The organism is Vibrio nigripulchritudo, assembly GCF_027924785.1.
Lineage (GTDB): Bacteria > Pseudomonadota > Gammaproteobacteria > Enterobacterales > Vibrionaceae > Vibrio > Vibrio nigripulchritudo.
The window spans coordinates 2,405,901-2,419,548 of sequence record NZ_AP027049.1 but is presented as its reverse complement, the minus strand read 5'-3'; the positions used below and the strand labels follow the sequence as shown (position 1 = coordinate 2,419,548).

Annotated in this window: 13 protein-coding genes; 5 read left to right on the top strand and 8 right to left on the bottom strand. The window is 45.8% G+C overall.

Going from position 1 to position 13,648, the window contains the following annotated elements; all coding sequences use genetic code 11:
• Positions 1–259: 259 nt before the first annotated feature.
• Positions 260–907 carry a 2OG-Fe dioxygenase family protein gene (locus QMG91_RS11120; protein ID WP_004408193.1) on the top strand — a complete coding sequence of 216 codons (648 nt, stop codon included), beginning with the start codon at positions 260–262 and terminating at the stop codon, positions 905–907.
• A complete protein-coding gene (locus QMG91_RS11115) occupies positions 897–2,129 on the top strand; it encodes a cysteine desulfurase-like protein (RefSeq protein WP_281826489.1) in 1,233 nt (410 codons plus the stop codon). The genes QMG91_RS11120 and QMG91_RS11115 overlap by 11 nt, the downstream gene beginning before the upstream one ends.
• A gap of 26 nt (positions 2,130–2,155) precedes the next feature.
• On the opposite strand, the gene QMG91_RS11110 is transcribed toward QMG91_RS11115, so the two are convergent.
• Complete coding sequence (locus QMG91_RS11110; protein WP_281826487.1) at positions 2,156–2,980, bottom strand: DUF2797 domain-containing protein; 825 nt, start codon at positions 2,978–2,980, stop codon at positions 2,156–2,158.
• A 353-nt stretch (positions 2,981–3,333) separates the two neighbouring features.
• Between QMG91_RS11110 and QMG91_RS11105 the strand changes: the two genes are divergently transcribed.
• Positions 3,334–4,629: a GGDEF domain-containing protein gene (locus tag QMG91_RS11105; RefSeq protein WP_281830463.1), complete on the top strand. Its 1,296-nt coding sequence runs from the start codon at positions 3,334–3,336 to the stop codon at positions 4,627–4,629.
• Positions 4,630–4,668: 39 nt separating this feature from the next.
• Here QMG91_RS11105 and QMG91_RS11100 read toward each other — a convergent pair whose 3' ends face one another.
• The 3 genes from QMG91_RS11100 to QMG91_RS11090 form a co-directional block, all read right to left on the bottom strand.
• Positions 4,669–5,403, bottom strand: coding sequence for a SanA/YdcF family protein (locus tag QMG91_RS11100; protein ID WP_022550264.1), 735 nt, complete (start codon positions 5,401–5,403; stop codon positions 4,669–4,671).
• Positions 5,404–5,416: 13 nt separating this feature from the next.
• On the bottom strand, positions 5,417–5,740 hold the full coding sequence (locus QMG91_RS11095) for a DUF3392 domain-containing protein (protein WP_022589509.1): 324 nt from the start codon (positions 5,738–5,740) through the stop codon (positions 5,417–5,419).
• A 122-nt stretch (positions 5,741–5,862) separates the two neighbouring features.
• Entirely contained in the window at positions 5,863–7,551 is a 1,689-nt protein-coding gene (locus QMG91_RS11090) for an NAD-dependent malic enzyme (RefSeq protein WP_022589510.1), read from the bottom strand.
• A 276-nt stretch (positions 7,552–7,827) separates the two neighbouring features.
• On the opposite strand from QMG91_RS11090, the gene QMG91_RS11085 reads away from it, so the two are divergent.
• Together QMG91_RS11085 and QMG91_RS11080 are read left to right on the top strand one after the other, a co-directional pair.
• Entirely contained in the window at positions 7,828–10,158 is a 2,331-nt protein-coding gene (locus tag QMG91_RS11085; RefSeq protein WP_281826482.1) for a helicase-related protein, read from the top strand.
• A 347-nt stretch (positions 10,159–10,505) separates the two neighbouring features.
• Positions 10,506–10,892, top strand: coding sequence for a hypothetical protein (locus QMG91_RS11080; protein WP_004403387.1), 387 nt, complete (start codon positions 10,506–10,508; stop codon positions 10,890–10,892).
• A 56-nt stretch (positions 10,893–10,948) separates the two neighbouring features.
• On the opposite strand, the gene QMG91_RS11075 is transcribed toward QMG91_RS11080, so the two are convergent.
• Genes QMG91_RS11075 through QMG91_RS11060 form a run of 4 tightly spaced genes read right to left on the bottom strand, consistent with a single transcriptional unit; the run spans position 10,949 to position 13,640 of the window.
• Positions 10,949–11,680 (bottom strand): SDR family oxidoreductase, encoded by a 732-nt coding sequence (locus tag QMG91_RS11075; RefSeq protein WP_281826479.1) that lies wholly within the window; start codon positions 11,678–11,680, stop codon positions 10,949–10,951.
• Positions 11,681–11,710: 30 nt separating this feature from the next.
• Entirely contained in the window at positions 11,711–12,166 is a 456-nt protein-coding gene (locus QMG91_RS11070) for a GNAT family N-acetyltransferase (RefSeq protein ID WP_281826477.1), read from the bottom strand.
• Positions 12,167–12,197: 31 nt separating this feature from the next.
• Positions 12,198–12,866 (bottom strand): 4'-phosphopantetheinyl transferase family protein, encoded by a 669-nt coding sequence (locus tag QMG91_RS11065; protein WP_004401701.1) that lies wholly within the window; start codon positions 12,864–12,866, stop codon positions 12,198–12,200.
• A gap of 36 nt (positions 12,867–12,902) precedes the next feature.
• On the bottom strand, positions 12,903–13,640 hold the full coding sequence (locus tag QMG91_RS11060) for an SDR family NAD(P)-dependent oxidoreductase (RefSeq protein ID WP_281826474.1): 738 nt from the start codon (positions 13,638–13,640) through the stop codon (positions 12,903–12,905).
• Positions 13,641–13,648 lie beyond the last annotated feature (8 nt).

Sequence of the window (13,648 nt, the reverse complement as noted above, 5' to 3'; positions counted from 1 at the left end):
GGGTCACTATTTCACGTTTAAACCTATTTAAATCATGATGTTACAAATTATGGTAGTGAAGAGTTTTGGTTTTAACATTCGTGAGATCGAAAAACCAGCTTTAAAGACTGATTATTGTTTTATTATTGGCTTTAAATGCTGAAATTGACGTTATATCAATATAAATAATTAATAAAAGTTGATCTTGCAGGATATGTGGGTAAATCTAAATGTAATGAATATGTAAATTATATGTGTCTGTAATTCTCAGGAGTCCGAAATGATTTCGCATGAAAGCACTTTGCAGTTAACGCAGCTCAGCCATGCTGCGATAGCACAATTATCTCCATCTTTTAATTCTCTCCCTAACACAAGTCACGCGGACGGCAAATATAGATTGCGCCGTTACTCAGTGGTTCAGTTCCAACAAAACAGATTAACGGAAGTAAATCGCCATAGCTTCGTTCAATCTGAGGACATTAATCATTTTCAAGGTGACGTTATTCGTCAGTTTGAGCCGATTGAAAACCGAATCCTAGAGAGTGATGCGATGCTTGAGCTGTGTCAGGTATTTGTTGATGCCAACAGCTTACCAGAGGGACAGGAGATAGAGATCCATCAGATCAGAATTGCGACTGTTTACGAAGAGACGCCGGTAGCACCAGAGGGCGTGCATCAGGATGGCTTCGACCATATTGCGATCGTCGGTATTGACCGTCACAACATTGTTGGCGGCGAAATCATGCTGTACCAAGACAACCATGAAGCACCGTTTTTTAGAAAGGTGCTGCAAAATGGTGAGGTCGCTATGCTGGATGACCATAAACTCTGGCATAACGCTCAGCCAATTCGTTCAGTGATTAGAGACAACGAAGGTCATATGGATGTGTTTGTGTTAACCGCGACGGAATCGAGTCATGACGTTTAATGTCGAAAGCGCGAGAGCCCAGTTTCCAGCCCTGAGCCAGCTTCACAATGACAAACCGGTAAGCTTTCTGGATGGTCCCGGAGGGAGTCAGGTTCCCCAATCTGTATTGGATGAGATGACCCGATATCTAGGTCATTTCAACTCCAATCTGGGTGGAAAGTTCTTTTCAAGCGAAATCACCACCTCGATGATGCAGCAAGGCAGGGAAGGGGCTGCGCAGTTTCTGAATGCCGAATCTGGAAACAACATTGTCTTTGGTCCCAACATGACGTCACTGACTTTCCAACTCAGCCGAGCGATTAGTCGAGAATGGCAAGCAGGGGATGAAATCATCGTAACGGCGTTGGATCATTACTCCAATGTGTCCAGCTGGCAACAAGCTGCGCAGGATAAAGGCGTAACGGTTAAGCAAGTTCGGGTAAATGAAGAAGACTGTACCTTGGATATGGCTCACTTTAAGGAACTTTTGACTGATAAAACGCGTCTTGTTGCGGTGACTTACGCCTCGAATACGACAGGATCTATTGTGGATGTGAAGTCGGTTATTGAACTGGCTAAACAGGTTGACGCATTGGTGTATATTGACGCTGTTCACTATGCCCCCCACCATCTGATTGATGTTCAGGATCTGGGTTGCGATTTCCTAGCTTGCAGTGCGTACAAATTTTTCGGTCCTCATCTCGGGATCGCCTATGTATCGCCAAAGTGGGTGGAAACTCTGGTTCCTTACAAAGTAGAGCCTGCGACGAATTTCGGCCCTGGTCGGTTTGAAACAGGAACTCAGAGCTTTGAAGCGATAGCCGGATTCAACCAAACCTTGGAATACCTATCGCAGTGGGGCTCGGAAGAGAAATCATTAAGAGAAAGATTGGAGGAAAGTTACTCACAGTATTCTCGCCATGAACAGGCGTTGTCCGAGTACTTCCTGAAGAAACTGTCAGGTTTATCCGGCGCTACACTCTATGGGATTAACCGTGCTTCGAACGACAGAACGCCTACCTTTGCTATTCGTCTTGATGAGATTCCGCCTGAAGTCGTAGCTTCAGCGTTGGGAGAGCAGAATATCTGTGTCTGGAACGGGCACTTTTACGCTTTAGGTCTGATTCGACAGTTGGGACTGGAAGAAAGTGGCGGCGTAGTGCGAATTGGATTGATGCATTACAACACTTTTCAGGAAATCGACCATTTGTTTGAGGCTCTTGAATCCCTCGTCAACAACTAAAAAGGAGAGCTTAGCTCTCCTTTCATTTAACCTTCAAACGTTACTTCATATGAAGTGAACTTTCTGACGTTAATAACACCTGTATCCAGAATTAAATACTGACCTTTAATACCTTTAAGCACCCCTGTCACCTCGGGATTTTTATCAAAGTTGTGCGATACAATTTTTGTAGGGTGCTCGGTAACGGGATACTGGATCTCCGTTATATCTTCAACTAATGGTGTCACTGAGTCTTCACCATATTTTGCTTTGATTTCAGAGATGACTTCTTCTGCATGAGGCATTAGCTGTTTCGCCAACTCTTCTAATGCCATTGGCTCTCCATCTCCTTTCAGCAGAGTTCGCCAGTTGGTTTTGTCTGCCACATGCTTTGCTAAAGCGACTTCAATTAACCCGGAAATATGACGATTCTTCACCTTAAAGATGGGTAGCCCCTGAGTCGCACCCTGATCAACCCAACGAGTTGGAATTTGAGTGTGTCGGGTGATGCCTACCTTTAAACTGGAGGTGTTAGATAAGTAGACATAGTGGTCAACCATGCAGTTTTCATCGGCCCATTCAGGCTCTCGGCACGTGCCTTGCTCATAATGACAAGTTTCCGGCTTCATAATGCACATATCGCAACTAGCCAGTTTCTTCATGCAGACAAAACAGTGACCTTGCGAATAGCTTTTCTTGGTTTTTTTGCCACAGGAGCTGCAAAAGATGTTGCCCGTATGAGTCAGGGTGATCGGCTGACCTATAAAGGTGTTTAGACCCACACGCTCGTTACCAATTGGCAGGAAGTAGTCGACACCTTCTGAGAGCTCGGATGCAAGCTTTCTCAGAGTGCCTGTAGTTTTTATAGACATGACATTACTCGTTTTCTACGCACTTATGGCGTATTCGTTGTTTTTATTGCGTCAAGCGGTGTAAAGAGCTCTTGCTGGCTCAATTTTATCGCTTGGAAATCAGTGTAATTGATATTTTAGCAAATTTTACGCACCGGCATAGTTGAGCTATTTGGTAAACATTTCTTCTTTGTGACTGATTTATAAAGCCCGTCATCTTTTTTTACGTATTTTCTCTTGAATGAACATACAAATAGTGTGCGAAATGGCTTGGTTATGGTATGTTACACATATGTACGATAGTGTGATTTTAGTTCCATTTTGCTAGTTTCTACGTTTGTAGATTGAGGTATAGCATGAGTAGAAAACATCAATTGAGCTTGATACAAAAGGTTTTCTTGGTGTTGTTGTTTGGTACATTGACGGTAATAACGCTTTATTACCAATTTGGGGATACACAGCGCCTTGTTATTTCGCCACAACAGTTTGAGTTTATACCCGCAGATGACAGGCAGTCTGGCGGGAAAACAGATACAAACCTGTCGGTTGAAGGCTCTCGCGCGTCTCTTCAATGTAATTTAAAGCAAAGTGAGTACGCATGGCCGTACTGCTCTGTTTCAATTCAGCTTTCTGATGATATTTCGAAGGGAATCAATTTATCTAACTATCATACAGTTAGGCTTAACATTGATTACCATACCGACGACCCAGAAGGCAGATTAAGAGTTTATCTTCGCAACTTTAACTCAGCGTATTCTAACTCTGACAATGAGTACTCGATAAAGTACAACGGGCTTGAGTATGCGCCCGGCATTGGTCAGGGTGAGGTTGTGATCCCGATGAAAAACTTCCAGGTAATGACCTGGTGGCTGGCAGATCTGGATATCGATATCCCTCATGCTGCTCCAGAGTTCAGTAACGTTGTCCTGTTTGAGATAGCGACTGGGTCACGTTCTTCATTGGGTACGCGTGACATTGTCATAAATAGCATCGAATTTGAAGGTCGTTTTGTTGACGGCGAATTGTTGATGCTGACATTGGTTCTGATCTGGGCGATGTTGGGTGGGGTTTACTTTGTGTTTGATCACAACCGCAGTCGTCACGTAATTAGCCAGGCCAACTCGAGGCACTTGCACCTGAAAGCGGTGAACGACCGTTTGCGTCAACAAAACAGTCGCTTTGCAGAAATGGCACAGGTAGATGCACTTACCGGTGCGAGAAACCGCCATTCTGTTCGAAACTGGCTGGATGACGCTGCCAAGCAAGCAGAAGATGGTTTAGATGCTCTATCGATGATTTACTTAGATATCGATCACTTTAAGAAAATCAACGATACCTATGGGCATCAGATTGGTGACGACATACTCAAAGAATTCGTTCTGGTGGTAAGCTCTATGATTCGCCCAGGTGACCATTTGGTTCGCTGGGGTGGGGAAGAGTTCATTGTGTTTTGTCGTGATACTTCGCTTGAACAAGCACAGGAAATTGCCGAGCGTATCCGGGTCAGTGTTAAGGAACACACTTGGCTGCATGGGGAAGAACTGACATGCAGTGCAGGAGTGGCAGAAATGCGAGATGAGCGCATGACGGAAACCATGGCAAGAGCAGATGAAGCGCTTTATCAGGCGAAACATTTAGGCAGAGACAGGGTGGAAGTACATTGTCGCTGACAGATAGGTTAACTTAAAATATGAGCCAGCAATGCTGGCTCATTCTGTATCTGTAGGTGTTGCACCTGATATGCTCTCACTGGGTTTCTGTGGACCTTCAATGTTCTCGATAGGCACCTTAGGTCCAAGGAATTTAGGCTGCTTATCAATGATGTAAAGATCGACCAGTGCGTTGGCTCTTGCCAGTACTTCTCGTAGGCGAACAAACCAGCCCGATGTTCCTTCAGGGCCGGGAACCGCAAGACAAACGGCATTGATATCGTGGTAATCAGCGATGTAGAGTGCCCGTTCACAATGGAAAGCCTGAGTGATAATGATGAAGTCATCCGCTTCAAAAATTTCTTTGGCTCTCACCACTGAATCCAATGTGCGAAAGCCCGCATAATCCAGATAGATAGCATCTTCCGGTACACCTGCTTTGAGCAAATCTCGCTTCATTGTCCAGGGTTCATTATAAGAGCGATGTGCATTGTCTCCGCTCAGAAGGTAGGAGGTGACTTTGTTATCCTGAAACAACTGAATGGCGGTTGAAATGCGGTTGGTATAAAAGTCATTCAGTTTTTTCCCGATGTATTTGCTGGTGCCAAGTACCATGGCTACATCATGGTTAGGAAGGGATTCGGCTTCGTAATATATTTTGTCCTGAGTCTGCCAGCTGACCCAGCGATCCACCAGAATCAACGCAACCGATAGAGTGAATGCAGACACGAAAGCAATCAATAATGCTTTTTTTAACCAAAGCCAGACTTTGGGAAAAGATGACAATTTCAGCATACTACTTCCAACATTAAACCTGCCGATTTCGCTGAGCCCAGATGCCTACCAAAGTAAACCACAGGAGCAAACCCAGTACCAGCCAACTGCGGTCAATCTGCTTCAACCAGTCAGAGAGCATGGGGGAGACTTTTACAATGAACAGACCGAAACCAAAGGCATTGATTAGAATGAATGCAAAGGTTCTAATGATGAAATGATGCCCGGCGAGAACACGTCTTAACGTACGATTGATGTCTGAACCAAATACCACCAGACCACAGGCAACAACGGCTGTGGAAATTTCTGGCAGGTAGGGAACGAGCTTGGTTCCAAGTGGTGTAAGTATCTCTAACATAACCACTAATCTTACGGTTTCATCCTAAAAAGAAAAGCCCATTTAGGGCTTTTCTGAATGAAACGTGCATTTGTACCGAATGTTTGTGCAAAGCGCGCACAAACTGATCAGATAGTCCTGCTTTAGAATGCAGTTCGCTTGTATCGACGGTAAACTGGTTGCCAGAAATGCTGGTCAATGGCTTTCTCCAGCGTCTCGTCTGTAATCTCCAGTGCCACACCTTGTTCGATTGCTTTTTTGCCAACCGCAAAGGCAATGCGTTTAGAGACACGATGGATTTCTTCCAATGGTGGCAACAGAGCACCAGTGCCTTGCTGAGCAAGTGGTGAACATTCTGCAAGCGCACGGCTGGATTCCATCAGCATTTCGTCTGTAACGCGTGAAGCAGAAACGGCCAGTACGCCCAGACCAATGCCTGGGAAGATGTAGCTGTTATTACACTGAGCAATTTCGAATGTTTTACCATCATGGATAACTGGGTCAAACGGGCTTCCCGTTGCTACCAGCGCAGCGCCATCTGTCCAGCGAATGATGTCGTTTGGTGTTGCTTCTACACGGCTGGTTGGGTTAGAAAGAGGGAAGACAATTGGGCGTTCGCAGTTGGCGTGCATTGCCTGAATCACTTCTTTGCTAAACAGCCCCGGCGCACCAGACACACCAATAAGTACAGTTGGCTTAGCATTCTTAACCACTTCCAACAGTGAGAAACCAGCATCATCCGATTCCCATCCTTTGGTGTTCTCGTGTTTCTGCACCAGCTTCTTCTGGAAGTCGAGTAAGTTCTGCATGCCTTCCTGCAACAGACCCCATCGGTCAACCATGTATACCTGAGAACGCGCCTGTTCGTCTGAAAGCCCTTCGGATACCATCTGTGCAATAATGGCTTCGGCAATACCGCAACCCGCAGAACCTGCACCTAAGAAAGTGATACGCTGCTCGGAAAGCTTGCTGCCCGCTGCATGACATGCAGCAATCAAAGAACCTACAGTGACCGCAGCGGTGCCCTGAATATCATCATTAAAGCAGCAAACGCGATCTTTATAACGCTCCAGAAGTGGCATTGCGTTCTTCTGAGCAAAATCTTCAAACTGGATAAGTGCATCCGGCCAGCGGCGCTGAACCGCCTGCATGAATTCTTCAACAAAAGCGTTGTATTCCGCACCAGTAATACGAGGGTGTCGCCAACCCATGTACATTGGGTCTGCAAGGCGTTGTGGGTTGTTGGTGCCTACATCCAGAACGATTGGAAGAGTATAAGCCGGGCTGATACCACCACACGCGGTGTAAAGAGCCAGCTTACCGATAGGAATCCCCATGCCTCCGATGCCCTGATCGCCCAAGCCAAGAATTCGCTCGCCATCGGTTACTACGATGACTTTAACATTGTGGTTGGTGGCGTTGTTAATCAGGTCGTCAATTCGGTCTCTGTTTGGGTAAGAAATAAAGATCCCGCGACCACGGCGGTAAATGTTTGAGAAGTTTTCACATGCCGCACCAACTGTTGGTGTATAGATGATAGGCATCATCTCGCTGATGTGGTTCTGAACCAGACGGTAGAATAGGGTTTCGTTGGTGTCCTGGATATTGCGCAGGTATATGTGCTTATCCATATCACTTTCGAAATTTTTATACTGCTGGTAAGCGCGGTCTACTTGTTCCTGAATGGTTTCTGTTGATTCTGGCAACAAACCTTCAAGGTTGAACGAGCTTCTTTCTTCTGCGGTAAAGGCACTGCCTTTGTTTAAAAGTGGTGTACTGAGTAGGGCTGGTCCCGCTAACGGGATATATAAAGGGCGTTTATCGTTATTCATTAATGACTCGGTAAGACAAGTGTCGGGCATAGACTGAAATGATAGCGGTTAGGTTACATTGTTGTAAACCGAACTTCTTTAAAACGCTAAGAAATTCCCCATACTTTGAACATTGTACTGCTTCAGGACCTTTTTAAGGACGAAAGTGAGCTTTGTGACAAGTTTGTGAATGGTTTGTTTAAAACGACTGAGCGTAGATTTGCATAAGCCATTGACGTGTTTGATTTGGGTATATACTCTCGCGTCAGTTATTAGCCCTTCATAAAAATGTCTCCGATGCTCCCAATTGATTCCATAAAAAACGAATTTGACGCTTTAGTTTCTCATCATCATCTCGTCGTGGAGGCGGAAACAGGTTCTGGTAAATCAACGCGTCTGCCTCTTTGGAGTGCCGAGAAGGGCAGGGTTTTGGTGGTTGAGCCTCGTCGTATTGCCTGCACGTCTCTAGCTGAATTTTTGGCGAGTGAAGATGGCAGTCCATTAGGAGACAAAATTGGCTATGCCATCAAATTACAGGCGCACTTTAACGAGTCCACCAAAGTTGTGTTTGTGACGCCAGGAGTGGCATTGAGGTGGTATTCAGAAAACAAACTTTGCGATTTTGATATCGTAATGGTCGATGAATTCCATGAACGTCGATGGGACACCGACTTGCTGGTTTCCATTTTAAAGAAAGAAGATCAGCACCGCCTTATCATCACATCGGCCACACTTGAATCGCAGAAGCTGGTGGATTACATCGGCGGAAAGCGGTTAAAGGCTGAGGGCAGAGTCTACTCTGTGGCGATTGGTCATCGGGCAATGGATAGCCGACACTTGCCAGACATTCGAGGTCTGGAGCAAAAAGTAAAAAATGAAGTACTACATTGCCTTGAAGACGTTGCAGGAGACATTCTGGTATTTCTGCCAGGCAGAAAGGAAATTACCCAGTGCCAGCAAGCTTTGTCTCAACTAGAGAATGTGCTGGTCGTTCCGCTTCACGCTTCGGTATCCGATGCTCAACGCAGCCTTGCACTGAATCAGCAAACAAAGCAAAAGGTGGTGCTGGCAACCAATGTTGCTGAAACCTCACTGACCATTCCAAACATTGCTGCTGTTATTGACTCAGGGCTCGAAAGGCGGACTATGCAGCGCAACGGTCGAACCGTACTCAGCTTAAAGAACATATCTAAAGCGAGTACCAAGCAGCGAGCGGGGCGTGCGGGCCGTGTTCAGGATGGCATCTGTATTCGTCTTTATGGCGAGCACGCACCTCTGGAAATTGTCACCCCACCAGAACTTCATCGAGAAGAACTGACGGAAGCCATGCTTGCGAGTGCCAGTTGCGGTTATCCCATTTCCAATCTTGAGTTTCTGGATGAGTTGCCAGAGAAATCCGTGCATCAGGCTACAGAAAGATTACAGAAAATGGGCGCTATCGATGCAAGCAACGCCATTACAGAACATGGAAAAATACTCTATCCGTTACCCATTGATGCCTTGTATGCCGATTTGTTGACTCGTTTGCCAACCAAGGCGTTAAGGGAAGCCATGGTCGATCTTAGTGCTGTCCTGTGTACCCCAGCAAGGCTTGTCAAACTGCCAGATGGTGAAGAAAAAAGAGAGAAGCTGGATCAATGGGAGCCAAGAGGATGCGATGCTCTAACGCTAATTAAATTGATTCGTGGAGAACAATGCGATGCTTTAATTGTGGATCAGCAAGTACTTTCCGAAGCACAAGCCTTGGCTAGGCAGATGAGAGAGGCGCTTTCTCTTCCAGAACTTGATGTTGCTTCGCGGTTCAACATAGCCGAGTTTACTTCCGGGGTCGCCAGCCTACATCCAGAGCTTGTTTTTGTCAGGCGAGAAAAGCGACGTCAGGCGTTGGGGAATGGTTACAGTGAGCTGACAGTCGGTCGCGATTCCCGTTTCCCGGATAAAGAAGAAGCCGCAGTAGTACTTGATCAACACAGTATTCCCGGCAGAGGGGTGAAACAGACACTCAACCTAGCGACCATAATGTTGCCGCTCGCGCTGAAAGAAATTGAAAAGCTAGAGTTGGGAGAATGGGAAGAAGGCGAAACCCTAGAGCAAGATGGTGAAATTCTTATTCGTTCTCAGTACCAATATGCGGGCAGAACCATTTGCGAAAAGCTGTCTGCTCCACAAGGGATCACCTCTGTGACGAATGCGATATTGAGTGGAAAAATCTGGGAAGGATTCGCCAACAAACTGCAGGCGGATATTGATGCCTGGAATCTCTATAAAGCGTTAGGAAGAGCAGAGTCGCCATTTGAAGTTGAAAGCCTGGAAAGCTGGCTAACTGAACAACTGTCTGATCTTGGTGTTGAATCACTAGAAGACATGGAATTGCTCGATGAGGAAGACATAGCATTTGAAGGCATTCCTTATTGGGAAAGAGAAGATTTCGACAGCGAATATCCAACCTGGTTGAACATTGGCGATTTGCAGCTGACAGTTGAATACTTTGCGGCAAGAAAACTCGTTCATGTCGTATACGCACAGGGCTTACGAAAAGGCGACCCCAAGCGCTGGGAATTGCCAAGATGGAGGGGCTGGCGTGTTCAGTATCGCAAAGCCAGCCGGATAGTGGATATTAAAAGCTAGCTTTGGTTCAAAACTGGTGAACCCCCGTATCACAATCATTTCAACTATGTTCATATGTTGTAAATAACCCTACTTTTTTATAGCCTTTTCTAAGGAAATATAGCTATAACAGATGATTGTTTTATATCATATTGATATATGTAGATTTGTGGTTGATAGTGATGTTAGAGCCAACTCGATCTATGTCAGTTGGTAAAGATGCTTAGTTTTCGCTTGGTAAGCGTCTTTTGTTGTCTACCCAAGCCTCTTGAGGTTACTTGGGTAATAAGCCGCTTCTATGGTTAAATCGACCCATGAAGCGTGAAATCAATTTGCATGTTTTAGTATTCTGAGTGTCGGGGGGCATCATGGATAAACAAGAAACGGCAGATATTGTGTTTGACTACACCACATTCTTAGGTGTGGTATGCCGGAGAAAATGGACTTTTATCGAAGCCATGCAATCTTTTGCGCCCATTTTTGGAGTGGTCTGGAAAGACAGTCTGAATCAGCTTCAGTCGCCTCAGGACCGGATTTGGGATCAGGCGCTGACTTCTTTATCTGCACAGAACAGTGATGAAACCAACCTTATTCGATTGGTGAAGCTCGCCAGAGCAGAGGGCATCGGTAAAATTACATTGATCATGCCTTACGAGCTAGAACCGGATCAGAAAGTGAATATCGGAAAAAAAGGTCACGCTAAAATTACAGACCTACAGGAAGATGAGTTTCTGATTGAATTGGAAACGGTGTAGAAAAAGCGAGCCAATGGCTCGCTTTTTTATTGGATAATTTAGGTAGATGTTAGACCCTAGCGTCCACCCGCGATTTCGGTGAAAGAGCCTGTTACGTAGGAAGCTTCGTCTGAGAGTAACCAAGCAATCGCATTTGCTACTTCTTCCGGTGTTCCGCCTCTTTGCATAGGTAATGAAGGTGCCACCCGGTCAACTCGTCCCGGTTCGCCACCATCAGTATGAATATCGGTGTAAATCAACCCCGGTCTCACTGCATTAACCCGAATGTTCTGAGCCGCTACTTCCAGAGATAAGCCTTTTGTTATTGAATCTACTGCGCCTTTTGATGCGGCGTAATCGACATACTCAAAAGGTGCGCCTAACCTTGAAGCGGCAGAAGATACGTTAACAATTGCCCCGCCATCGGTCATGCGCTTAACGGCTTCCCGACAACATAAAAAGCAACTGGTGGCGTTGGCAGCCATCACCTTGTTAAATCGTTCGAGTTCCATATCGACGAGTCGGGACTGAGTAAACAACGCACCCGCATTATTCACCAAATGCGTCAGCTTACCGAGTGCTTGCTCTGTGGTATCAAACAGGCGAATCACATCACTTTCGACGGAGACATCTGCCTGGCAGGCGATGGCTGTGCCACCTTTATCTTCAATTAGCCGGACGGTCTCTTCTGCTTCTTCTGAACGGGTTCTGAAGTTCACACACACTTTATACCCTCTGGAGGCGAGCAGTAGGGATGTTGCTTTCCCAATTCCTCTGCTTCCTCCGGTCACAATCACGACGTTGTTCATATTTACTCCTAACGTTGAACGCGTTCAGAACTATAGCTTTTTGGTCATAAACTCACTGTTAGGATCTGGCTGGTAATCTGCGAAGGGAGGGCAGTACTCAAATCCATGCTTTTCATACAAAGTACGTGCAGGTTTGAAAAATTCCATTGACCCTGTTTCCAGACTGAGCCTTGAATAGTTTCTCTCTTTTGCCACGTTCAATACATGCTTTAAGAGTTTTGACGCGACACCTCGATTTCTGGCGGTACGTGCGGTTCTCATGGACTTTATTTCGGCATGAGTATCATCTAGCTGTTTAAGTGCAGCGCAGCCGAGCAGTACACCTTTATCCCATGCTGACCAAAATGTGATGTCTGGTTTTTTTAATGCGCCCAGATCCAGTGCGTGAACGCTTTCTGGTGGGGAAGTGGCGTACATGTCTTCCAAATGTTCATTGAGCAGGGCGACGATCTCTTGTCCATCCAGAAGGTCGATTTTGATTTCCACTTTTTACTATCCTTATACAGCGAAATTAAATCTAATTTGAGTTGGTAACAAAACACATAATACGCACTCGCGTCAATGATTTACTGGATGACAAAGCCAGACTCGCGTGTCGCGTTGGTGGCTCAAGAAGATAACTGTGCCAGCCTTCAAGCGAGCTTCGGAATGATTTCAGAACCGAATTCTCCTCCGTACATGGTTGAAGGGCTAAATGATGGCAACCATGAACCAACCCGTCTCCCGTTGCCTTGAGTAACGATTCCTTTAAAGCCCATAAGTTATAGAACTCAGTGGAATCCTTCGCCACTTCTGTTTTATGAAGGATATGATTTGCACGTTTTTTCCAGCGAGATGCATGGTTATGGACTGCGATATCTATACCAATCTCAGAGTGACAGGTAATCCCAACAACCATGATTTTCTGGCTGTGAGAAGCGTTAAATTTAAGGTCATAGCCTTCCAGAAAAGGTTTTCCATAAGTGCTTTTACTTATTTGGTGCGCTTTGGGTGACAGCCCAGTGTATAAGGACAGAACATGTCGTTGGAAAAGCTTACTGGATGCAAATTGCCAGCGGCTTTTATCTGGTTTGAGCTCATATTGGGTTCGTTCTGAATCGGATAAGTCATCTAAGTGCTGAGACACCCAGCTCTGAGAAGGAAGCCACAACCAGACATGAGCTTCATCTGGTTGCGGTTGTTCCATTCCGATAGTCTTGGAATTCGGCATGAATTTGAACAACTATGCCGTTTTGGTGGTTTGTATGAATCCGCCATCCAAAACCAAATTGTCACCACTTTTGAAAGGGCGCTGTGTTGCAAGTGTAAACGCAAGCTGAGCGACTTCTTCCGGTTCGGCGAATCTTTTGAGTGGGATCCGGTCAAACGCACCTTTCTGTTTATACCAAGGAGCTTGCTTTATCATCTCTGTGGCAACGGGCCCTGGAGAGATCGCGTAGCTGACTAAATTTGGCAAACTCGCTGGTGGCTGCAATCCAAGTTGTTTAGTCCATTCGATGATCATCGCTTTAGCGACAGCATATGCGCCTTGCCCTGCTCGCGGTCGAACCCCTGAAATGCTGCCCAAGTTGATAATACAAGGCGAAGCGGACTTTTCCATCAGTGGTACGCATTGGTGGAACATTGCCTGAGCTGCGTGAAAGTTTGTCGAGATAACCGCTTGCCAGTCTTCCTGAGATATCTGAGGAATAAGGTTGTCTCGCAAAATACCCGCGTTATTAACAAGCACATCTAGGTGGTTGATGCTCGCCAGTGCCTTTTCTGTTTGCTCTGGATTATTGATATCAAAAACCAGCGGGATGATGACGGCACCATTGGCTTGTAACTTTGCCACTTTGGCTTCCACTTCTGGTGTTAGCGTTCGTACGTTCAGGTACACCGCAAAGTCCTTTTGAGCAAAATGCTCGGCGATGGCTGCACCGATTCCTTTTCCAGCTCCTGTGATTAAAACGGTTTTCATTTCAACTC